Below are 22,116 nucleotides of genomic sequence, written 5' to 3'. Positions count from 1 at the left end.
TCCTCTTCTTATGAGAAGAGGATCTTTTTCTTATAGCGTTTTCGTTTTTGGACTAGGTGGTGTAACGGATGTATTATTTTCCGGAACTCTAGTTAGTAAGAATCCCCCGATAAGGAACAGTACAATAATACTAAGGACACCAGCGTTTGTTTTCCCCGTTAATTGCGTTGTAACACCGACTAATACTGGACCCATAATCGCTGCGAACTTGCCAAATATATTATAAAATCCGAAGAATTCATTTGCCGATTCTTTAGGTACTAGTTTAGCAAAATAGGAACGACTAAGTGCTTGAATACCACCTTGAGAAGTGGCGACTAACATTGCTAAAATCCAGAAATCAAGTGTCGTTTTTAAGAAATAAGCATATGTGCAGATAATGATATAAATAATAATACCGACATATAGCATCTTTTTACCTGTAAATGTTTCTGATAATTTTCCATATAATAAAGCGAATGGACAAGCTACAATTTGTGTGACGAATAAGATGATTAATAGATTCGTTGCACTAATACCAAGATCTGTGCCGTAAGCGGTGGACATAGTAATAATTGTATCGACCCCGTCAATGTAGAAAAAGTAAGCAATTAGGAACATAAAGACCGTTTTATATTCTTTAATATTTTTAAAAGTATCAGCAAGGCGTTTGAAGCTCATTACAATTGGTCTAGGGTGACGTTCAATATAATGCGTTTGCTCTACGTTTTTTAGCATTGGAATTGTAAACAATCCCCACCAAAGAGCTGTTATCGCGAATGAAATTTGACTAGCAATGCCGACTGATAAAGGGATAGTGCCTTTTTGAGCAAGAATAATAAGAGCGATACAACCGATAAAAGGAATTGTGCTCCCAATATAGCCTAATGCAAAGCCTCTTGTAGAAATTCGGTCCATTCTATCTTTAGAGGTAACATCTACTAAAAATGCATCATAAAAAATGTTTGCTCCTGCAAAACCGACCAATGCGAGCATATAGCAGCCTAGTAATAAGTACCACTGAGATGTTGGGACGACTGCTAGCATACTTGTAAATACGATGCCGAGTCCAAAGAAGAATGTGAAAAATCGTTTTTTAAATCCTTTATAATCAGCAACTGTGCCGAGAATAGGAGCAAGTATAGAAATTAAAAGTGTAGCGAACGAATTTGCATATCCCCAATATGCTGTTGAAGTTGCACCAGATAGTCCAGCTTCTTTTGCAGCTGCTTTAAAGTAAATTGGGAATAATGCAGTTGTAATGACTAGCGAATATACCGAGTTCGCCCAATCGTATAATATCCAGCTTTTTTCTTGTCTGGACATTTTTTTCATATAATGTTCCCCCTTAAATTTGTTCTACTAACAGTGTACAAAAATAAAAATTATAAAAAGAGAAACAGTGATGATTTTTACATAACTTTTACATATATACACAGATCTTTACAATTGAAGTAAATCCTCTACAATTGATCCGTCTGTTTCACCTAAGTGTAAACCGAGTAGTCTAGCGATAGTTGGACCTTCATCAATAAGTCTCATATAGGGGATGGTAACACCGCTTTTTATCCCTTTCCCAGCAGCGATAAAAATTGTTTCATAGTTAGGTTTTGTTGGAGAGTATCCATGCGTACCAAATGTATATTTTTTACTAGGCGTAACATCTTTTTCAGTAATTTCTTTTATAAAATTTCCTGTATAGTTTTCAGTGAAATAATAACCTTCTCGCGCTTCTAACATAAATAAACAATTACCATCTGCACCGCAGTCTTTTGCAGCTTCATCATGAAGTATAAATTCAATTCCGTTTTGTTTATTTTGAAGTAGTTCTTCAAGTAGTAGTTGCACTTTTCGAATGGTATCTGTATCATTTTTGTCCTTCACATATACATAGGCAGAGCCGTCGCAACTTTGGCAATAGACCTCCCAGTCTACTAATTTCCCTTTAGAATTTATAGATAGAAGCCCAGTTTGATGAAATAGTACATTTAATTGAATGGCTTTGTTTTCACTCAAGGCGCTATGATCACCAAGAGCTATAATTGCACTTTCTTCGTATAGATTACTGTCTTTTAAAGCTTGAATAATTTTCCCTAGCCGTTCATCATGTCTATGAATTGCAGCTATTGTTTCTTTTGATTCAAAGCCGTTATAGTGTCTTTGAGTGTCTAAATCGGTGAAATGTACAAACATGACATTAGGCTTTTTCGTCTGAATTGTATGCACAGCAGAAGCAAGTACGAAATCATCGAGTTCAGGCTGTGATAAGCCATTTCTTATATGACCAAAACGCTGATTTAAATCTAATTGATATAGCGGGCTACCACTAAATAATGAAACTAAAACCTGATTTTGCCACGGTCTATTTGGAAAGATTTCTGGTAAATTGTAATCAATATTTGCTCTGCCGGTAACAGGCCATAGAAGGGCTGCTGTCGTTAAATTTGCTTTGCGCGCTTCATCGTATAACGTTGTTCCTTTAATGGATTTTCGGTACCAATGCCAATCTGGTGACTCGCGTCCAGGTTGAAGTAATGTATTGCTAACTACGCCATGTTTATTAGGGTAGTTCCCAGTAACGATTGTTGAGTGACTTGGGTATGTTACAGAAGGATAAATAGGTTCCACTTTTGTCGCAATTGCGCCCTTATTTATTAATGTTTGGAAATTAGGGAGTTTTTGTAATATAGGAAAATCTAAAGCTGATAAGCAATCGAAAGATAAAATAATGACGTGGTTTGTTAATGCTTTATCCATAAAGTTCCCTCCTGATTATATAAAACCTATTCTTATATATTACTATTAATACCTAGTAATAAAAATATATTTTTAGGTGAAAATTTATTATTTATTTTCAGAAAAGTTAAACATATAATTAAGTATAAGGGAATGAATGGAAGGAGGAAACACTATGGATTGGCTAGATGAATTTAGTATCTTTTATATCATTGGCGGAATTACGATTATCCTTGTATTTGCTATTTCGTATTTACTAAAGAAACGGTTTCCAAACAAACAGTTCGATATTATATTTGCACTTAGTTTAATACTTCTTTGCTTAGCATCCTTTCCGGTTACAATGATGGTGATTGGTGGATGGGAAGGAATGGGATATGGATTTATTGGTTTTTTCGTTCTACTTGGTACACTTATCGGTATGATTGCACATCAACTTTTAAAAATCACGAGAAAAAGCTACGTATAAAACTGCAAAAAACGAAAAGAATATATAAAAATGAGAAAATTAGCTATTGTTTTAAAAAAGAATTTGTATTATGATAATCAACAAATTTATTTCGTTATAACGATGAAAAAGGACTAGTACATGTTCAACCTTTTTAGCAGAGAGAGAATCCGGCAGGCTGAAAGATTCTTAAAAAGGCGATATGGAACCTACCTTTGCGTTCTGCATATGCAGCGGGAATTTCCCGTTATCAAAAAGAGAGCATGCGCAATTTTTGTGCATGAATCAGGGTGGTAACGCCGGCAAAGCTCGGTCCCTATTTAGGGACACGGGCTTTTTTGTATTTTCAAAAGGAGGAAGACTGACTATGGCAAAAGAACAGGTACAAGCGATTACGAAGATGGAAGAGGACTTTGCACAGTGGTATACAGATATTGTGAAAAAAGCAGAACTTGTTGATTATTCAAGTGTAAAAGGATGTATGATTCTACGTCCGTACGGTTATGCCTTATGGGAAAATATGCAGAAAGTGATGGATGAGAAGCTAAAAGCAACTGGTCATGAAAATGTGTATATGCCAATGTTTATCCCAGAGAGTTTATTGCAAAAAGAGAAAGATCATGTAGAAGGATTTGCTCCTGAAGTAGCATGGGTGACACATGGCGGGGATGAAAAGTTAGCGGAGAGACTTTGTGTACGCCCTACATCTGAAACTTTATTCTGTGAGCATTTTTCAAAAATTGTGCAATCCTATAATGATTTGCCAAAGCTATATAATCAGTGGTGTTCAGTAGTTCGTTGGGAGAAAACAACGAGACCATTCCTTCGTACAACGGAATTCTTATGGCAAGAGGGTCATACAATTCATGAAACAGCAGAAGAATCTCAAGCTGAAACCTTAAATATTTTAAATCTATATGCTTCTTTCTGTGAAGACTACTTAGCGATACCAGTAATTAAAGGACAAAAAACAGAGAAAGAAAAATTTGCGGGCGCAAAGGCGACTTATACGATTGAAAGCTTAATGCATGATGGGAAAGCACTTCAAACAGGAACATCTCATAACTTTGGAACGAATTTCTCTGAAGCATTTGATATTAAGTTTTTAGATCGTAACGGTAAGTGGCAATATGTACACCAAACATCTTGGGGGGTATCAACAAGAATGATAGGTGGACTTATTATGGTTCATAGTGATAATAATGGGCTTGTAATGCCTCCTAAAGTCGCACCAGTGCAAGTTGTTATTGTACCAATTGCTCAGCATAAAGAAGGAGTTTTAGCGAAAGCAACAGAATTACAAGAACATATTCAAAAGGTTGCACGCGTGAAAATAGATGCTAGTAATAAAACACCAGGCTGGAAATTTAATGAGTATGAAATGAAAGGCATTCCAATTCGACTAGAAGTTGGTCCTAAAGATATTGAAAAGAATCAAGTCGTACTTGTAAGAAGAGATACGAAAGATAAAGAATTTATAGCAATGGATCAATTAGAAGAACGTATTCCAGCGCTACTTGAGGAAATTCATAATTCTTTATTTAATGAGGCAAAAGTATTCCGCGATGAGAATACGTATAGTGTGACGAATTTCGAAGAGATGAAAAAAGTAGCGGATGAAAAGCAAGGATTTATTAAGGCAATGTGGTGCGGAGAGTTAGCTTGTGAAGAGAAACTAAAAGAAGAAGTCGGAGTATCTTCACGCTGTATGCCTTTTGAGCAAGAGCATTTAGCTGACGAATGTATTTGTTGTGGTAAAGAAGCTAAGCAAATGGTGTATTGGGGAAAAGCGTATTAAGACTCTTTCTGATAAGTAATAAAAAGGACTTTGGGCTGCATAATAAAATGCAATCCAAAGTCCTTTTTAGTTTTACAATTTATCCCACTTTAATGAGCGGTAAGACCCCACCTCAAAATGCAGTGAAAGCAAAGAATTTAGGTGGGGGATGAAGAAAACCCCCACTGATTAAAGTTTCACTTTATTTCATGTATGTTTTAGATGGAAGGATGTGTTTTATTTTACATTTTTACGGCGAATAAATAGTAACATACCGATTAGGAATGTTGAAAGTCCTATTAAAATAGATGCAGGATATTGTGTTGCCGTATTAGGTAACTTATCGCCTTGTTTTTTCGCATTATCTTTTACATTCCCACCCTGAGAACTGCTATCGCCTTTAACACGGCTACCGCCCTGAGAGCCATTCCCACCTTGAGAACTGCTATCGCCTTTAACACGGTTGCCACCTTGAGAGCCACTGCCACCCGAGCCATTGCCGCCGGAACCGTTGCCACCTGAGCCACTGTCACCTGAGCCACTGCCGCCCGAACCACTGCCGCCCGAACCATTACCACCGGAACCGTTGCCACCCGAGCCGTTACCACCAGAACCACTGCCACCTGAGCCACTGCCGCCCGAGCCATTGCCACCGGAACCACTGCCGCCCGAACCATTGCCGCCCGAACCGTTATCACCGGAACTACTGCCACCGGAACCGTTGCCACCGGAACCGTTACCACCAGAACCACTGCCATCAGAGCCGTTACCGCCCGAACCGCTACCGCCCGAGCCATTGCCATCAGAACCACTATCGTCCTGAGAACCATTGTTTCCTGGAGGTTTATTATTATCTTTTGAGTTGCCTTCCGCTAAATGATCGTTATTTTGTACAATTGCGTTTGCTGCTGGAGAGAAGTTTTCTGTTGCTGCATTACCGATATTTAAACCGCTAAAAAAAGATAAAGAGAGTGTTGATGCTAAAATGAAGATTTTCGTCATTGTTTTCCTCCTAAGAAATTAATATTCCATCTAAAATACATCCCTTTGTAATATTTCTTAGGAAAAAGAGTTTTATGCAAAAAAAACTATATATAGAAAAAGGTGGTGTATTTCTGAAGAGAGAAAAGAGTTAGTGTAAATTCTTTATAATAGTAGAGCAGTAGGAATTTTACACGCATTACAGTAGAGGAAGTGACAGCAGATGAAAGAATATATTGCATTTGATATTGGTGGTACACAAATTAAATATGGAATTGTTTCAGAAACAGGAACAGTACGAAAGCATAAAACGGTTCTAACAGAAATTCATTTGGGTGGGGAACAAATCATTCAAAAACTTATTCTTCTATCCAAACAATTAATGAATGAACAGACGATTTCAGGAATTGGCATTAGTACTGCGGGAATTGTTAATATTCATAAAGGAGTTGTAACGGGAGGGACAGAGCATATTCCGAACTACGCGACTATTCCTATTATTGATAGATTGCAAGAGGTATTACAAATTCCTGTGTCCGTTGAAAATGATGTGAACTGTGCAGCTTTGGGTGAGAAGTGGAAAGGTATTGGAAACGGAAAAAGAAATTTTATTATGCTTACTCTTGGAACTGGTATTGGAGGAGCGATTTTTATAGACGGAGAGTTATACAGGGGACATTCTTTTAGTGCTGGTGAATGGGGAAATATGTTAATAGAAGGAAAGCAGTTTGAAGAGGTCGCTTCCATTTCAGGGTTAATTCGTCTTGTGCGAAAATATAAAGGTGAAAGTGATTGGAATGGAAAAATGATTTTCGAACTGTATGATAAAGGAGATAGAGAAGTTACGCAAGCGGTTGAGGTTTTCTTTAAACATTTAGCGATTGGAATTAGTAATCTTGCTTATATTTTTAATCCAGAAATGATCGTTATAGGTGGAGGAATTACTGATAGAGGAAATGAGTTCTTAAAAGAAGTAAAAGAAGAGGTAGAAAAATATTTAAACAAAGAGATTTATAGTAATTGTGAGATTGAACTTGCACAAAACGGTAATTGCGCAGGAATGATTGGTGCCATTTACCACTTCTTACATCATCATAAGTAAATTATATGAATGTTTTCATATAACTGAGAATTTATCCTTTTTATCACTAGGTAAATAATGCTACAATATAAGGGAAGAATACAATATTTTCCGCCTTGGAAAATGCTTTGTAGAAAGGAAGAAACTGCATGCCTATTATTTTAGAAAAAGGTCAAAAGATCGATTTAACGAAAGGACAACCAAAAGTAGCAAAACTACAGGTTGGCTTAGGCTGGGATCCAATTGGGCAATCAGGTGGGTTTCTGTCTTCATTATTTGGAAGTAAACCAAATGTAGATTGTGATGCATCTGTTGTTATGTTAGAAGGGGATCGCTTTTTAAACAAAAACGATTTAGTTTACTTCGGAAACAAGCTTTCTACTTGTGGTAGTATTATTCATTCAGGAGATAATTTAACAGGTGAAGGCGCTGGTGATGACGAAACAATTTTCGTAGAATTACATAAAGTTCCGAGCCGTATTAATCGTTTAGTATTCGTTGTAAATATTTATGACTGTGTAAATCGTCGTCAAGATTTCGGAATGATTCGTAATGCATATATTCGAATTCAAAACCCGCAAACTGGTGAAGAATTAGCACGCTATAATTTATCGGATAATTATGCTGGCAAAACGACTCTAATTGCAGGTGAAATGTATCGCCACGGAAGTGAGTGGAAGTTTTCAGCTGTTGGAGAAGGCACACAAGATAAAAACTTAAGTGAGATTGTATCACGTTATCAATAAAATAAACCGAGGAGGAATTGAATATGGCATCAATTTCATTGAAAAAAGGACAAAAGGTAGACTTAACAAAAACAAATCCAGGTCTTTCAAAAGTTCTTGTAGGACTTGGTTGGGATACGAATCGTTATGACGGACAAAACGATTTCGATTTAGATGTTAGTATTTTCTTAGTAGGTGCTAACGGTAAAGTTTCAGGTGCAGAGGATTTCGTCTTCTATAATAACCCAAAAGGTGCGAATGGTGCTGTCGAGCATTTAGGAGATAACCGAACTGGTGAAGGTGAAGGCGATGACGAATCGATTAAAGTAGATTTGAAAAATGTACCTGCACATATTGAACGTATTTGTTTCACAATTACAATTTATGATGGAGAAGGACGTAGCCAAAACTTCGGACAAGTTTCTAACTCTTTCGTACGTATTTTAGATGAAGAAAAGAATGCAGAGCTAATTCGTTACGATTTAGGAGAAGATTTCTCTATTGAAACAGCTGTTGTAGTAGGGGAATTATACCGTCATGCAGGTGACTGGAAGTTCAATGCAATCGGAAGTGGATTCCAAGGTGGATTAGCTTCTCTATGTAACAATTTCGGTTTAGATGTAGAGTAATAGCTTCGTATATCCATCGGTGAAACAGATGTTTACTGGTGGATATATTTTTTAAGATTAAAATATAGAGGTGAATATAAATGGTTATTCAATTGCAAAAAGGACAGAAGATTGATTTAGGTAAGACAAGCCCAGGTTTAACAAAAGCGGTAATTGGTCTTGGATGGGATATTAAATCTTATGATGGTGGATCAGATTTCGATTTAGATGCATCAGCATTCCTATTAGATGCGAACGGAAAATGTACGAAGGAAACTGATTTTATCTTCTATAATAATTTACAGTCTCCTTGTGGATCTGTTTTGCATACAGGGGATAACCGTACAGGTGAAGGCGAAGGCGATGATGAGCAACTTGTTGTGGACTTAAAGAAAGTTCCAGCAGATGTGCACAAAATTGCTATTACAGTTACGATTTATGATGCAGAAGGCCGTAGTCAAAACTTTGGTCAAGTAGGAAATGCGTTCGTTCGTTTAGCGAATGAAGAAACGAATGAAGAAGTTCTTCGTTTTGATTTAGGGGAAGATTTCTCCATCGAAACAGCAGTTGTCTTTTGTGAATTATACCGTCATAATGGACAGTGGAAGTTTAATGCAGTAGGAAGTGGTTTCCAAGGTGGCCTAGGTGCGCTTGTAAGAGCGTATGGCTTGGATGCATAGAAAGGAAACGATATTCGTTTCCTTTTTTTGACCTTTCTATAAATCTAGCAAAGAATAGGGGATAAAGGTAAGATGAGTATTTTGCAAGGAATCCTTGATACGTATGCTCAGTTTTTCGACTTGGACATGTGGATTAAAGTTTTGCAAGATCCAGTATCTTGGGGATTAATAGGTACACTTGTTGTACTTGAAGGTTTGTTATCTGCTGATAATGCACTTGTATTAGCAGTAATGGTAAAACACCTTCCGGAAGAAAAACGTAAAAAGGCATTATTCTATGGACTTATTGGAGCTTATGTATTCCGATTTATTGCGATTGGAATTGGAATGTTCTTAATTAAATTAGCGTGGGTAAAAGTGTTAGGTGCACTTTACTTAGCTTGGCTTTCAGTTAAATACTTCATTGATAAAAGAAAAGGTAATGCAGAAGAAGAGGAAGCTCATGGTATGAACCAAAACAGTATTCTCTTCAGAATGTTTGGTGTCTTCTGGGGAACAGTTGCGATGGTTGAATTAATGGATATCGCGTTCTCTGTAGATAGCGTACTTGCTGCATTTGGTGTATCAAATCAAGTTTGGATTTTATTATTAGGTGGAATGCTTGGTATTTTAATGATGCGCGGTATCGCTGGCGTATTCTTAAAATTGTTAGAACGTATTCCAGAACTTGAAACGACAGCATATATTTTAATCTTAATTATTGCAGCAAAAATGTTATTGTCTGTTATTCATATTGAAGTAAGCCATACGCTATTCTTTATTATTTTAGTTGTAGCATTTGGAGCAACATTTATACTTCACTACATGAAGAATTCTGGACAAGCTAAAGAAGAAGTTGCAGCTACTAGAGAAGACAATAAATAATTGAAATGGGTTTGCTCGTTTTACGAGCGCCCATTTTTTATAACCAAAAATAGTTTATAATAGAGGAAAGACTTAGAAAAAACGTAAATGTTTTTGGAGGTGAACTGTTGTGTTTTCACGTTTTACACTTCAACCATATGGATTAAAAGATGAATCAGATTTAAAGCAATTTGAAACACTTTTAGAAAAACGCCCACAATATGAACTGACAGAGAATGAGATGAAATTTAGTTATATAGCATGTCGAATCCTTGGCGTTCCTAATGATGTAGATGAATATTTTAATGAGTTATTTGATTATAGTGAAGCGAAAGGAATCGAAGTTTTACACGAACAAAATTTAAACAAAGTGATTGATTCGGAAAAGCTTCGTCATATTCAAGAAGTGTTCGGATTACATCAAGAAGCACCAAATGGTCTGACAGTAAATAGGTTAGTGGCACACTTATCTGGGAAACAACTTTTACCGAAAGTAGACAATCCTGACTTACAGCATTATATACATACGACGTTTATTTCTGTATTGAAATTGTATGAGAAACAACATAACCAATCATTAAAAACAGAAGGATTTCGTCGTTTCTTAATTGATATAATTAAATTAAGTGAAAATTACGTAGCGAAGTGGTTTTCTACGGTTAATTATAAGAAACAAATGCCGCGTATCGTTTGGTACGGTGATGCGACGGAAAGCCGTATATATTTCTTATACTTCCTTATTATGCTCGGCTGTGATGTACTTTATTATCATCCAGAAGGAAAAGATGGATTTGAGAATGTTGATGAGGAAGGAAGAAGTTTTGTTGTGTCTCATCCAGGTCGCATTTCTCTTGAACCATTTCCAGATCGCCGCCGCGAGCGTGTGGCAACAGTAGCGTATCAAGCTTCAAAAGAAATTGAGCAAGTACTTCACCACGATAATTCACTGCTGTACAAGCCGTGGCAATTCCGTTCATATACACCTGTAGCTCGTACGCTCAAAACCACGTACGATGAACTCTTTTTAATTACAAAAGAAAAGGCTTTTGTACGACCGACATTCTTTGTTGAGAATAAACACATCTATATCCCTTCTTTATTTGCGAAAATATCAGGTGTTTCAAAAAATGATAAAGAGTATTTTCAGCGATTAAAGGCTGTTACATCATTTGATAACAGTTTATTAATTAATACATTCCCGTTTACGAAAGAACAAAAAGCAAATTTCCAATATCATTACCGAGATGCTTTAGACCGCGGGGGAAAATTACATCCAGATTTAATTATGAACAGTCATTGGTGGCCACATAAACGATTGCCAGAAGGATTACAACATGGTATTGCAGAGGCGATCATTCATGCGTGCGAAAGTGAAATGTGTAAACCAATTGCAAAAGAGACGAAAGAAGATGTAGCGTTATATGTTTTCGCACAACTTTCTCAAATACCACCGAATATTTTAGAACAGCTTGAGAAATTTGATTATTCACAAGATGTACCGAAAATTGTTATATTTAATAATGAGAAGAGTGGAGAATTAACTCGTTCTGATGCTGTTTTATTACTATTTTTAAATCAAATAGGAGTAGATGTATTCCACTTCAATCCAACGGGACGAAATGATATTGAACCGTATATTGATGCTGCCGCATTTGATTCCCATTGGCTTGAAGAAGTTAATTTCGATCTTGAGTTTCATGGTTCATCAGCCTATAAAAATTTATCACAAACAATAAAAGGACTGTTTCGTCCATTTTTATAAGGAAAGGGAGAATACCATATGAATAACCCAGTCATACTAGATTCAAAAACAGAATTAAATGAGCAAACAGCACAAGATGTTCGTTTACAACTTAGACAAGATGCAGAAGTACAACGTATTTATAATGGAGTAGATATTAAAGATCAGTTAGAATTAATCGAGCTTGGAAAAGAACCTTCTATGGAAATTTCACGTTTTGCTGATCAAATTTTACATACAATGTCTTTATCAAAAATAGAAGACTCTGGAGAATTATTAAAACAGCTTGGTAAAATTATGGACAGATTCGATAGCAAAGACTTCGCGGAAGAGAAAAGCGGTTTCTTCTCACGTATGTTCAAAAAAGCTGATAAAATGATTGAACAAATCTTTAGTAAGTACCAAACGATGGGTCGCGAAATGGATAAAGTATACGTAGAAATTACAAAGTATCAAGATGAAATGAAAAAATCAATTGGTACGTTAGACGGTTTATATGAGCAAAACTTAAAATATTATTTAGACTTAGAAAAATACGTAGTAGCAGGAGAAATGTTATTAGAGCGTTTAAATACAGAGCTAGTTCCGATGTATGAAGAGCGTGTACGTAACAATGACCAATTAGCAGGTATTGAATTAGAATCACTGAAAAACTCTGTTGAAATTTTAGAGCAGCGTATTGATGATTTAGAGAAAGCACGTATGGTTGCGCTACTTACAGCACCACAAATTCGTATGGTTCAACGTGGTAATAATAAATTAATTGGTAAAATCAATACAGCATTTATTACAACGATTCCTATCTTTAAAAATGGTATCATTCAAGCGGTAAATGCGAAACGTCAAAAGCTAGTTGCAGATTCTATGGCTGAACTGGACCGCCGTACAAATGAATTACTTAAGAAGAATGCACAAAATATCGCAACGCAAAGTGTGGAAGTAGCGAGATTATCAGGTTCTTCTAGTATTAAGATGGAAACACTTGAGGAAACTTGGAACATTATTTCAAGAGGTATGCAAGAAACACAACAAATTGAAGAACAAAATAAACGTGAGCGTGAAGAAAGCCGCAAACGAATGGCTACGTTAACAGAGAATATAAAAAAGGAATTACAAGGATAAATGAAAAGGCAATGAGGGATAATCCTCATTGCCTTTTAGTTTCTCTTCACTAATTTAATGATCTCATTCACAACAAGTGGAATGATACTTAATAAGAGAACAAATCCCCAATCTCGCATCGTTAATGCATGCACACCGAATATATTTGCAAGAGGTGGAATGGAGATAATACACACTTGCATAAGAATACCGATAAGAAGGGAGAAGACTAAATATTTATTTGTAAAAATCCCAATTGAAAAAATGGATTTCGTTCTTGAACGCAAGTTAAATGAATGAACGAGCTGAGAAAAACTAAGAACGACAAATGCCATCGTTTGAGCGTGTAATAGAGCATCCTCATCAATTTGCTCTGGGAAAAGAGGAAATAAATTTGTATCTCCAGTATAGAATTTTGCTCCGGCGATAAAGGCTATTAACGTTAACAGTCCAATGACAGCCCCATTGAAAATAAGAAAAGGAACACTACCACTAAATAAGCTTTCTTTCGCATGACGTGGTTTTTCCTTCATCACGTCTGGATCTTCAGGATCAACCCCAAGTGATAGTGCAGGCAGTGTATCTGTAATTAAATTCACCCACAAAATGTGAATAGGTCGTAGTGGTGTTGCCCAGCCGAGTAAAATGGCTAAAAATAAAGCGATAATTTCTCCAAAGTTACAAGAGAGTAGGAAGAGGATTGATTTTTTTATGTTACGATAAATATTTCTACCTTCCTCAACAGCTTTCACGATAGATGAGAAATTATCATCTGTTAACACGACATCCGCAGCCCCTTTTGCAACGTCTGTTCCTGTAATGCCCATCGCTACGCCAACATCTGCTTGCTTTAAAGACGGTGCATCATTGACGCCATCACCAGTCATAGAAACGATATTTCCTTTTGCACGTAATGCTCTTACGATCTTTACTTTATGTTCTGGAGAGACCCTAGCGAAGACATGTAAGTGATCAATTTTGCTTGCTAGCTCTGTATCTGAAATGTTATCTAATTCAGTTCCAATCATAATTTCAGATATTTCTGTAGCGATGCCAAGTTCTTTGGCGATTGCAAAAGCGGTATCTTTATGGTCACCAGTAATCATAACTGTGCGAATACCGGCTTTTTTACATTCTGTAATGGAATCTTTTACTTCAGCTCGCGGTGGATCAATCATACCGACAAGACCAATAAAGATGAGGTTTTCTTCAAGATGATTTATATCCACATCGCTTGAATTGTATTGTTTAAATGCGAATGAAAGTACTCTTAAAGCTTCTCGAGACATTGCTCCGGCAGCTTCTAATATTTGATTTTTATGAGCATCTGTTAGAACCTCGATTTTACCATTTTTAAATATGTGGGTACATCGAGGTAAGAGTTTATCAATAGCACCTTTCGTCATGCTATAGTAGCTGTCATCGTATGTATGCACGGTTGACATCATTTTACGATCTGAATCGAAAGGCATCTCGTTCACGCGCTCATGTATCTTTTCTAAATGATCTTTTTGCATGTTAAAAGTGCTTCCAGCAACGAGAAGAGCAATTTCAGTCGGGTCTCCGGTTTGTGATTCATTATTGTAAGACGCATCGTTACATAGCACCATATTTTCTAACAATAGACGGTGCGCATCATTATTTACATTTAAATTTTCTAATTGATCGTATGTGGTATCACTATAAAAGTGAGTAACGGTCATTTTATTTTGCGTTAACGTACCTGTTTTATCTGAACAAATAATTGTGACAGAACCGAGAGCCTCAACAGCTGGTAGTTTCCGAATGATAACGTTTTGTTTAATCATGCGCTGCACACCAATTGCAAGAACGATGGAAACGATAGCGGGTAACCCTTCTGGAATAGCTGCAACGGCTAAACTAATAGCAGTCATAAACATTTCTAACGTATCCCGGCCTTGGAAAAAGCCGATGAGAAACATAACGATACAAATAGCTACAGCGACAAATCCTAAATATTTTCCGACTTGTGCTAAGCTTTTTTGAAGTGGTGTCATATCATCGTCTGCTTCATGTAAAAGGGTAGCAATCTTACCAATTTGTGATTTCATGCCAGTTTCAACAGCAACACCGACGCCTCTTCCATATGTTACAAGAGTAGACATAAAGGCCATGTTTTTTTGATCGCCGAGTGGTACTTGTTCTTCACTTTGCATAGAAGGGTGGTAGATTGCATCTTTATCAACAGGGACAGATTCACCAGTTAGAGCAGATTCTTCAACTTTTAAATTTGCGGTTTCGATTAGGCGTAAATCGCATGGGATATATCGTCCGGCGTCGAGCATAACGATATCACCTGGAACGACGTGCTCAGATGGAATTTCTTTTAGTTCACCATTTCGCTTGACGATAGCTTTAGGTGTCGCCATCTTTTTCAATGCCTCTAAAGCTTGTTCTGCTTTTGATTCTTGGACGACGCCAATAACAGCGTTTAAAACTACAACGAGCGCGATAATACTGGCATCAGCCCATTCACCTACAAAGGCTGAAATAAGAGCAGCAATAATAAGGACATATACGAGGACATCATTAATTTGGGCGAAAATCCGCTGCCATAACGTGCGTTTTCGTTTTGTAGCTAATTCATTAAAACCGTATTGCTTTAAACGCTCATTTACAACTTCATCTGTTAAACCGTGTTGTTCGTTTGTTTCTAGGTCGATTAATGTTTGATCTTTCGTCTTACTGTACCAATTGCTCATAAGTAAGCACCTCCAGTAAAAACAGTTAGCAATGGTAGTGTTGCTATTATTTGTGAGTAGTATGTATGGAGAAAAAATCTAAGGTGAGGTTCTACCTCTATTGTACAATATTTTACAGTTGGTTGAGAGAAAGAGAAGAGTTGTCATGAATTTGTTGAAAATAAAAAAGAGCCTCATAAGTGAGGCTTCTTATTTTTTAATTAATGTACCTAATTCTTCTGTAATGGCTTGCATTTCACTAATGCTGAATGTTTCACGTTTCATAACATGCTCATAAATGTCACGTAAGTCTTCGTACATTTCTTCATTAAAGCTAGCAGCTCTCATCGCTCCAGCATTAACCATACGTAATTTTTCTTTAATAGCTTCGACCATATATTCAACGTTTTCTTCTGACTTTACGGATAAATCCACCGAAGTGTCCCCCTTTAAAATAACATAAGGTTATCTTAACACTTTTTATCATTTTCGTTAATGAATCTTTTCAATCCTATTAAATTAGTAGGGATTTCCTTTATATTTAAGAATTGGTTGTTTATACTATAAGTATATATTAAGAAATGCACCAAGAAAGGAAGAAACAAATATATGGTTCAAGTATTGTTTGTTTGTCTTGGGAACATTTGCCGTTCTCCGATGGCAGAAGCGATTTTTCGAGATCTTGTCGTAAAAGAGGGACTCGAAGAGAAAATTGTCATTGATTCTGCAGGAACTGGAGATTGGCATGTTGGCCATCCGCCACATAAAGGAACACAAAAAATTTTAAAAGAAAATGCAGTCACTTTTGAAGGAATTAAAGCAAGGCAAGTAGAAAAAGAAGACTTAACAAAGTTTGATTATATTATTGCCATGGACAACAAGAATATAGCAGATTTAAAAAGTTTAGGTAAAACTGGAGGCTATATTGGTAGGCTGTCCGATTTTGTTCCAGACGGTGGCTGGACAGACGTTCCCGACCCTTACTATACAGGGAATTTCCAAGAAGTATATGACCTTGTAACAGAAGGGTGTGCAAAGCTATTAGCTTTCATTCGAAATGAACAAGGAATATGAGGAAGCTTAGAAAGAAATACTTTCTAACATAAGAAATGAAAGGGTGAAGGAATATGGCAAAGAAAAATAATATTGCTCGAAACATTGCGATTGGTGTAGCTGCAGGTGTAGCTGTATCTATGTTGAAGAAAGAAAACCGTGAAAAAGTAAAAACTACTGCGGAAAAAGCAAAAACAAAGATGATTGAAATTGGTGAAAATGCAAAAATTAAAGAAAAAGTGCAAACTGTTACAGATAAAGGACGCGAACTTGCTGACTTCAATGTCGTAAAAGCGAAAGTAGCAGAAATTAAAAAATTAACGCCATCTGTTGTAGAGACGTTAAAAGAAACGAAAGAAATTTTTAGTAAGAAAAAGGTTGAGCCAGCAGAGAAGCCAGAAACGATTGAAATTCAAGCTGTATCTACAAAGGTAGATGAGCTGAAAGCAGAGGAAGAGCCAGTAGTTGCTGAAGATGGCGGTATGAAAGAAGCGCGTGAACTATTTATGAAAGACTCAAATGCAGAGGAAAAAAAAACTGAAGCGTACATTGAGTTGAAGCAAGATAAAGAAGAGAAGAAAAGCGTTTAAACATATATGAGAAAAATTTTAGAAAAGGTGAGAAGAAACCGTACTTATTCGTTTGGTAAAGATTTGTATGACCGGACGATGCGTGATGATGTAGCGGGCTTGGCAGCACAGCTCGCTTATTTCTTCTTGCTTGCGATTTTTCCTGGGCTTGTTTTCTTAATTACGCTTCTTGGATTCATTGACCTTCAAACAGAAAATGTGCTCAATTTATTAGAACCGTACGTGCCGGACGATGCAATGTCTTTAATTGAAGTTAACGTTGATAAGGTTGTAAATGAGCAAAATGGTGGTTTATTATCATTTGGTTTATTATCAATGCTATGGTTTGCTTCAAACGGGGTAAATGCGGTTATGAATGCTTTTAACCGTGCGTATGATGTAACAGAAACACGTTCTTTTATTAAAACGAGAGCTTTATCAATTGTATTTACGTTAGCAATCATTTTTATGATTGTGTTTGCGCTAATTGTTCCAGTATTTGGACAAGTGATTGGGACAGCGGTATTTAAAGCAATTGGTTTATCGGATAGTTTTTCTTACGTGTGGAGTATTACGCGGTTAGTAGCGAGTTTCTTTGTTTTATTCGCATTGTTTAGTTTTTTATATACATTTGCACCAGATCGAAAGTTAAAAAGAAGAGAAGTCATTTCAGGAGCAACATTTGCTACTGTAGGATGGATTGTGGTATCGTACTTATTTGCTTATTATGTAGATAAGTTTGCGAATTACGCCAATACATATGGTGGTCTCGGTGGTATTATTATTTTAATGTTATGGTTTTACTTAACTGGATGGGTAATTTTACTTGGCGGTGAAATTAATGGTTTACTCCATCATTATAGAACGGGTGGCAATAATTCCCGTAATGAAAAGTGAGCTCTTGTTCCATAATAAAAGGGAACAGGGGGGATATTTCATGAGTAATAATAAAAAGAACCACAACAATAAAAATAACAATAAACAAAAGAGCAGTTCGCATCCAAAGCATAAAACGAGTAGTAGTGCGAACGGGCATAATAGCTACCATTAAAAAAAACGGGTCCTCTATGAGGGACCCGTTTTTATTTGTTTCCTTTTAATAATCGTAAGCCATTCAAAATGACAAGAATCGTACTTCCTTCATGTCCAATAACACCGAATGGAAGAGCTAAAAATTGCAAGAAGTTTGAACAAATCAGCATTGCAATTACAGCTAGTGAAAAGATTACGTTTTGCTTTACAATACGGTTCATTCGTTTTGATAAGCGGATTGCTTGGGAAAGTCGAGATAATTCGTTTTTCATAAGTACAACGTCTGCAGTTTCTAAAGCTACGTCTGTTCCTTCACCCATTGCTACGCCAATGCTAGCGGTAGCGAGTGCAGGGGCATCATTGATACCATCTCCGACCATTGCTACTGTCCCGTATTTTTCTTTTAGCTTTTTAATTGTTTCAACTTTTGTTTCTGGTAAGCATGATGCGTAATATTCCTTTATATTACTTTCAGCGGCAATTGCTTTTGCCGTTTCTTCATTATCACCAGTAATCATAATTGCTTCGACACCAATGCTTTGTAATTCGCGAATAGCAGCTATTGTTTCTTGGCGAAGTGTATCTTTTAAAGCGATAAGTCCAAGGACGCCATCCTCATCACGAATATAAACGACAGTTTTACCTTCTTTTTCAAGTGAGGCAGAAATACCATTATGGAATGTCTTTGTTTCTTCACCGATAAAATCAGCTTTACCTATTTTATAAGCTTTGTTTTCAAAGATTCCTTTTAGTCCAAAACCAGTTACATCTTCAACATTTTCTGGTTTTTGTAATGTAATGTCATGCGCATGTTGTGCATATTTAACAATAGATTCAGCTAAAGGATGTGTTGAGTGACTTTCAATTGCTGCTGTAATAGAAAGTACTTCTTTTTCTGTCATATTTTCTCGAACATATACATCTGTTACGGTAGGTTTTCCTTGTGTTAATGTACCTGTTTTATCAAAAGCGATTGCTTTTACTGAAGCGAGGCGTTCTAAATGTATGCCACCTTTAAAGAGAATTCCATTTCTTGCTCCGTTAGAAATTGCGGATAACGTTGCTGGTGTAATGGCAGCAACGAGTGCACAAGGAGATGCGACTACAAGTAAGATCATAGCGCGATAAAACGTTTCATTCCAGCTCCAGTCCAGTAAGAAATGAGGGACGAACATCATAAACGCAACAACGAGTAGTACCCCTTTTACGTATGTCCCTTCAAACTTTTCGATGAATAGTTGTGATGGCGATTTTTCGCTTTGTGCGCTTTGGACAAGACGGATAATCTTTTGGAATAATGTTTGATCGCTCGGCTTCGTAATTTTAACTTCGATAGCACCACGTAAATTTACAGTACCGGCAAATACCTCATCACCGAATTTTTTCTCATTCGGAATAGGTTCTCCTGTAATAGCAGCTTCATCGATATTTGTTTCACCGTTATGAATCGTACCGTCAGCAGGAACACGCTCACCAGGTTTAATTAAAATAATGTCGTTAATTTGTAATCGTCCAACAGGAACACGTTCCTCGGTTCCATTTGAAATACGTAATGCTTCTTCAGGTTGTAAATCAAGAAGTGCAGAAATTTCTTTTTGACTTTTACTTAATGTATAAGATTCCATCGCACCGCTCAGTGCAAAGATAAAGATTAAAATCGCGCCTTCTGCCCAGTAGCCAATCATTGCAGCACCGATAGCAGCAAAGAGCATAAGCATTTCGACATTTAGCTCTTTCTCTTCAATTGTATCTTCAATGCCTTCTTTTGCTTTTGCATATCCACCAACTATATAAGCAAGGATATAGCAAGTAATGCCTACATTCATTGCATCGTTCTTTGTGAATAACCAACCAGCTAAAATGAAAATACCAGATGCGATTGCAAATATAAGTTCATAATGTTTCTTTAATGAATCCCATAAAGAGGGATGAGAAATAGACTTTTGTACTTGTAATGTTTTTACTTCTGAGTTCATTACTACTCGCTCCTTCCAAATTCTTATTGAGAAAAAGAATCAAAATCGAAACCCCTATAAAACGACGAAAGCTGCCATCCATAATGGATAGCAGCATTTCTGTTGAATCTGATTTTAATAGTTATTATGTTGTAATTATTCTATAGTATAGCATATGTTTTCGCTGGATGATATGTTTTTGTTTGCGTATAAACTGAAAACTTGTGTTTTCTCAATTCCTTTGGTATATATGAATACTGTTCATAAAAAGATCGGAAAGGAAGACAACAAGTGAAGACAGAGAAATTTTTTACCCATCCGATTGGCGTATTTATTGCTGCAATAGTAGCAACTTTTTTATGGGGGAGCGCATTCCCTTTTATTAAATTAAGTTATGCTGAACTTGGAATTCAGCCACAAGAAGTTGGAGAGCAAATATTATTTGCTGGTTATCGTTTCTTTTTATCTGGAGTCATGCTCTTATTATTCTTTAAAGTGTTAGGAAAAGATATGAGTTTCAAAAAAGGAACGGGGAAGCAGTTAGTACAAATTGGTTTATTTCAAACATTTCTTCAATATATATGTTTTTATATTGGAATGAGTTATAGTTCTGGTATTGAAGGAGCTATCATTTCAGGAACATCATCATTCTTTCAAATTTTACTTGCTCACTTTTTATATAAAGATGACGCTCTCAATGTGAGAAAAATAATTGGGGTCTCTATCGGCTTTTGTGGTGTCATTTTAGTAAATGTACCGAGTGATGGTAGTTTGTCATTCCATTTCGGAATCGGTAGCTTATTACTTCTTAGTGCAGCAATGTTGTATTCATATGGAAACATATTAGCGAAAGAAGGTAGCAAAACATTAGATGTTGGCTATATGACAGCATACCAAATGATTTTTGGTTCTATCGGGCTCTTATGTATAGGGGCTTTGCAAGTTGGAGTCATGCCATTTACATTTAGTGTACATGCAATACTTATGCTTCTCTACTTATCTTTCTTATCCGCAGCAGGCTTTTGTATTTGGAATACAATTATGAAGTACAACAAAGTTGGAAAAGTATCAATGTACATGTTCTTTATACCCGTATTTGGTGTTTTATTATCGAGCATGATTTTAGGAGAAGCAATTCATTCATTTGTATTATTTGGTTTAGCATGTGTAGCCGCGGGAATTATCGTGGTGAATCGTACGCCAGCTAAGCAGAAAATGGAGCAAGAAAAACAGGTAGCATAAATAACAGGAAAACGATTACAATGGAAGAACAGTACTGTTCTTCTTTTTTTATAGAAAAAGGATAATAGACTAGGTATAACGAAAAAAGATACAAAAAGCATTTATTGAGGAGAACATGTTATGAATTTACTTTACATGGTGTTAATTGGGCAAATCATTCTTTTTTTAATTGGTGCAATGTATGCAATAGGACAGACAAAAAAGACAAGAAATAATATGCCGTTACCTTTAGCAGTGCGTCTTATTCTTAGTTTTTCTTTAACAGCAAGTGCAATTTGGATATGGTTACAAGATCCATCAGTGGAGTATAGTACGTGGGTTGCACTAGGTATGACGTTATCAACTGTAGGAGATTTATTTATGGCAGGTTTGATTCCAATTGGTCACAGGTTAATTGGAGGGATGATTACTTTCGCGCTTGCACATTGTTTTTATGTAAAAGCATTTTTGCAAACAGGCATCTCATGGAATGGTTTTTGGATTGGTTTACTCGTATACGGACTCTTTCTCATTATAGGATGGTTCTTTTTTATACGAAATGATAAACAAGATAAATTGTTTACGATAGGAGCTCTAATTTACGGACTGTGGGTTGGAGGAATGGCTTGCTTTGCATTCGCCTTATACTATGAGAATACAGGAATATGGTGGATACCGGCTTTTGGTGGTTTACTATTTGTGATTTCTGATTTTATTATAGGCGTGACAGATATTGGAGGGCGCAAATTAAAGTATGAACCACTTTGGATTTGGTTTACATATGTAGCGGCTCAAATGTGTATTGTATATGTGGGAATATAAAAAGATACTCTCAAAAATAGTAGATAGACTATTTTGAGAGTATCTTTTTTACTATTTTACTT

General features: G+C 36.4%; 20 protein-coding genes and 1 other annotated feature. Of the genes, 14 read left to right on the top strand and 6 right to left on the bottom strand.

The window, feature by feature from the left end:
- Positions 1-30: 30 nt before the first annotated feature.
- A complete protein-coding gene (locus ACXVYO_RS10075) occupies positions 31-1,314 on the bottom strand; it encodes an MFS transporter (RefSeq protein ID WP_458466883.1) in 1,284 nt (427 codons plus the stop codon).
- Positions 1,315-1,422: 108 nt separating this feature from the next.
- Positions 1,423-2,736: an alkaline phosphatase family protein gene (locus ACXVYO_RS10070; RefSeq protein WP_458466882.1), complete on the bottom strand. Its 1,314-nt coding sequence runs from the start codon at positions 2,734-2,736 to the stop codon at positions 1,423-1,425.
- 154 nt (positions 2,737-2,890) lie between these two features.
- Here ACXVYO_RS10070 and ACXVYO_RS10065 point away from each other — a divergent pair, with 154 nt between their 5' ends.
- On the top strand, positions 2,891-3,184 hold the full coding sequence (locus ACXVYO_RS10065; protein WP_073518143.1) for a YesK-like family protein: 294 nt from the start codon (positions 2,891-2,893) through the stop codon (positions 3,182-3,184).
- Between the two features lie 93 nt (positions 3,185-3,277).
- Positions 3,278-3,484, top strand: a binding site (T-box leader).
- 46 nt (positions 3,485-3,530) lie between these two features.
- Positions 3,531-4,961, top strand: coding sequence for a proline--tRNA ligase (gene proS / locus ACXVYO_RS10060; RefSeq protein ID WP_458466881.1), 1,431 nt, complete (start codon positions 3,531-3,533; stop codon positions 4,959-4,961).
- Between the two features lie 216 nt (positions 4,962-5,177).
- On the opposite strand, the gene ACXVYO_RS10055 is transcribed toward proS, so the two are convergent.
- On the bottom strand, positions 5,178-5,942 hold the full coding sequence (locus tag ACXVYO_RS10055; protein WP_458466880.1) for an LPXTG cell wall anchor domain-containing protein: 765 nt from the start codon (positions 5,940-5,942) through the stop codon (positions 5,178-5,180).
- 202 nt (positions 5,943-6,144) lie between these two features.
- Between ACXVYO_RS10055 and ACXVYO_RS10050 the strand changes: the two genes are divergently transcribed.
- The 7 genes from ACXVYO_RS10050 to ACXVYO_RS10020 all read left to right on the top strand — a co-directional run bounded on the left by ACXVYO_RS10050 (position 6,145) and on the right by ACXVYO_RS10020 (position 12,721).
- Positions 6,145-7,023, top strand: coding sequence for an ROK family protein (locus ACXVYO_RS10050; protein WP_458466879.1), 879 nt, complete (start codon positions 6,145-6,147; stop codon positions 7,021-7,023).
- Positions 7,024-7,151: 128 nt separating this feature from the next.
- Positions 7,152-7,748 carry a TerD family protein gene (locus ACXVYO_RS10045; RefSeq protein WP_001121586.1) on the top strand — a complete coding sequence of 199 codons (597 nt, stop codon included), beginning with the start codon at positions 7,152-7,154 and terminating at the stop codon, positions 7,746-7,748.
- A gap of 23 nt (positions 7,749-7,771) precedes the next feature.
- A complete protein-coding gene (locus ACXVYO_RS10040; RefSeq protein ID WP_000146729.1) occupies positions 7,772-8,356 on the top strand; it encodes a TerD family protein in 585 nt (194 codons plus the stop codon).
- A gap of 80 nt (positions 8,357-8,436) precedes the next feature.
- The gene (locus ACXVYO_RS10035) at positions 8,437-9,015 is read left to right on the top strand and encodes a TerD family protein (protein WP_000236649.1); all 579 of its coding nucleotides are present in this window, start codon (positions 8,437-8,439) and stop codon (positions 9,013-9,015) included.
- A gap of 72 nt (positions 9,016-9,087) precedes the next feature.
- Entirely contained in the window at positions 9,088-9,879 is a 792-nt protein-coding gene (locus tag ACXVYO_RS10030; RefSeq protein ID WP_073518148.1) for a TerC family protein, read from the top strand.
- A 109-nt stretch (positions 9,880-9,988) separates the two neighbouring features.
- Complete coding sequence (locus tag ACXVYO_RS10025) at positions 9,989-11,620, top strand: YceG family protein (protein WP_458466878.1); 1,632 nt, start codon at positions 9,989-9,991, stop codon at positions 11,618-11,620.
- A gap of 18 nt (positions 11,621-11,638) precedes the next feature.
- The gene (locus tag ACXVYO_RS10020) at positions 11,639-12,721 is read left to right on the top strand and encodes a toxic anion resistance protein (RefSeq protein ID WP_458466877.1); all 1,083 of its coding nucleotides are present in this window, start codon (positions 11,639-11,641) and stop codon (positions 12,719-12,721) included.
- A 35-nt stretch (positions 12,722-12,756) separates the two neighbouring features.
- On the opposite strand, the gene ACXVYO_RS10015 is transcribed toward ACXVYO_RS10020, so the two are convergent.
- Together ACXVYO_RS10015 and ACXVYO_RS10010 are read right to left on the bottom strand one after the other, a co-directional pair.
- Positions 12,757-15,423 (bottom strand): cation-translocating P-type ATPase, encoded by a 2,667-nt coding sequence (locus ACXVYO_RS10015; protein ID WP_458466876.1) that lies wholly within the window; start codon positions 15,421-15,423, stop codon positions 12,757-12,759.
- 189 nt (positions 15,424-15,612) lie between these two features.
- Positions 15,613-15,837: a DUF1128 domain-containing protein gene (locus ACXVYO_RS10010; protein WP_000366197.1), complete on the bottom strand. Its 225-nt coding sequence runs from the start codon at positions 15,835-15,837 to the stop codon at positions 15,613-15,615.
- Positions 15,838-16,011: 174 nt separating this feature from the next.
- Here ACXVYO_RS10010 and ACXVYO_RS10005 point away from each other — a divergent pair, with 174 nt between their 5' ends.
- The 3 genes from ACXVYO_RS10005 to ACXVYO_RS09995 are packed head-to-tail and all read left to right on the top strand — an operon-like array spanning position 16,012 to position 17,921.
- Complete coding sequence (locus tag ACXVYO_RS10005) at positions 16,012-16,476, top strand: low molecular weight protein-tyrosine-phosphatase (protein WP_000250910.1); 465 nt, start codon at positions 16,012-16,014, stop codon at positions 16,474-16,476.
- 53 nt (positions 16,477-16,529) lie between these two features.
- Positions 16,530-17,045: a DUF4075 domain-containing protein gene (locus ACXVYO_RS10000; RefSeq protein ID WP_458466875.1), complete on the top strand. Its 516-nt coding sequence runs from the start codon at positions 16,530-16,532 to the stop codon at positions 17,043-17,045.
- A gap of 6 nt (positions 17,046-17,051) precedes the next feature.
- Positions 17,052-17,921: a YihY/virulence factor BrkB family protein gene (locus ACXVYO_RS09995; RefSeq protein WP_458466874.1), complete on the top strand. Its 870-nt coding sequence runs from the start codon at positions 17,052-17,054 to the stop codon at positions 17,919-17,921.
- 185 nt (positions 17,922-18,106) lie between these two features.
- On the opposite strand, the gene ACXVYO_RS09990 is transcribed toward ACXVYO_RS09995, so the two are convergent.
- The gene (locus ACXVYO_RS09990) at positions 18,107-20,032 is read right to left on the bottom strand and encodes a heavy metal translocating P-type ATPase (protein WP_458466873.1); all 1,926 of its coding nucleotides are present in this window, start codon (positions 20,030-20,032) and stop codon (positions 18,107-18,109) included.
- A gap of 270 nt (positions 20,033-20,302) precedes the next feature.
- On the opposite strand from ACXVYO_RS09990, the gene ACXVYO_RS09985 reads away from it, so the two are divergent.
- Together ACXVYO_RS09985 and ACXVYO_RS09980 are read left to right on the top strand one after the other, a co-directional pair.
- The gene (locus ACXVYO_RS09985) at positions 20,303-21,253 is read left to right on the top strand and encodes a DMT family transporter (RefSeq protein WP_458466872.1); all 951 of its coding nucleotides are present in this window, start codon (positions 20,303-20,305) and stop codon (positions 21,251-21,253) included.
- Positions 21,254-21,373: 120 nt separating this feature from the next.
- Entirely contained in the window at positions 21,374-22,054 is a 681-nt protein-coding gene (locus ACXVYO_RS09980) for a lysoplasmalogenase (RefSeq protein ID WP_001051061.1), read from the top strand.
- Positions 22,055-22,116 lie beyond the last annotated feature (62 nt).

The organism is Bacillus sp. BC08 (genome assembly GCF_054326875.1).
The sequence above is the reverse complement of the archived record's forward strand: the minus strand, read 5'-3'. Positions and strand labels throughout refer to the sequence as shown.

Coding starts and splice junctions, on each gene's coding strand:
- ACXVYO_RS10075 (WP_458466883.1), bottom strand. CDS start 1,314: ATGAAAAAAATGTCCAGACAAGAAAAAAGCTGGATATTATACGATTGG.
- ACXVYO_RS10070 (WP_458466882.1), bottom strand. CDS start 2,736: ATGGATAAAGCATTAACAAACCACGTCATTATTTTATCTTTCGATTGC.
- ACXVYO_RS10065 (WP_073518143.1), top strand. CDS start 2,891: ATGGATTGGCTAGATGAATTTAGTATCTTTTATATCATTGGCGGAATT.
- proS (WP_458466881.1), top strand. CDS start 3,531: ATGGCAAAAGAACAGGTACAAGCGATTACGAAGATGGAAGAGGACTTT.
- ACXVYO_RS10055 (WP_458466880.1), bottom strand. CDS start 5,942: ATGACGAAAATCTTCATTTTAGCATCAACACTCTCTTTATCTTTTTTT.
- ACXVYO_RS10050 (WP_458466879.1), top strand. CDS start 6,145: ATGAAAGAATATATTGCATTTGATATTGGTGGTACACAAATTAAATAT.
- ACXVYO_RS10045 (WP_001121586.1), top strand. CDS start 7,152: ATGCCTATTATTTTAGAAAAAGGTCAAAAGATCGATTTAACGAAAGGA.
- ACXVYO_RS10040 (WP_000146729.1), top strand. CDS start 7,772: ATGGCATCAATTTCATTGAAAAAAGGACAAAAGGTAGACTTAACAAAA.
- ACXVYO_RS10035 (WP_000236649.1), top strand. CDS start 8,437: ATGGTTATTCAATTGCAAAAAGGACAGAAGATTGATTTAGGTAAGACA.
- ACXVYO_RS10030 (WP_073518148.1), top strand. CDS start 9,088: ATGAGTATTTTGCAAGGAATCCTTGATACGTATGCTCAGTTTTTCGAC.
- ACXVYO_RS10020 (WP_458466877.1), top strand. CDS start 11,639: ATGAATAACCCAGTCATACTAGATTCAAAAACAGAATTAAATGAGCAA.
- ACXVYO_RS10015 (WP_458466876.1), bottom strand. CDS start 15,423: ATGAGCAATTGGTACAGTAAGACGAAAGATCAAACATTAATCGACCTA.
- ACXVYO_RS10005 (WP_000250910.1), top strand. CDS start 16,012: ATGGTTCAAGTATTGTTTGTTTGTCTTGGGAACATTTGCCGTTCTCCG.
- ACXVYO_RS10000 (WP_458466875.1), top strand. CDS start 16,530: ATGGCAAAGAAAAATAATATTGCTCGAAACATTGCGATTGGTGTAGCT.
- ACXVYO_RS09995 (WP_458466874.1), top strand. CDS start 17,052: ATGAGAAAAATTTTAGAAAAGGTGAGAAGAAACCGTACTTATTCGTTT.
- ACXVYO_RS09990 (WP_458466873.1), bottom strand. CDS start 20,032: ATGAACTCAGAAGTAAAAACATTACAAGTACAAAAGTCTATTTCTCAT.
- ACXVYO_RS09980 (WP_001051061.1), top strand. CDS start 21,374: ATGAATTTACTTTACATGGTGTTAATTGGGCAAATCATTCTTTTTTTA.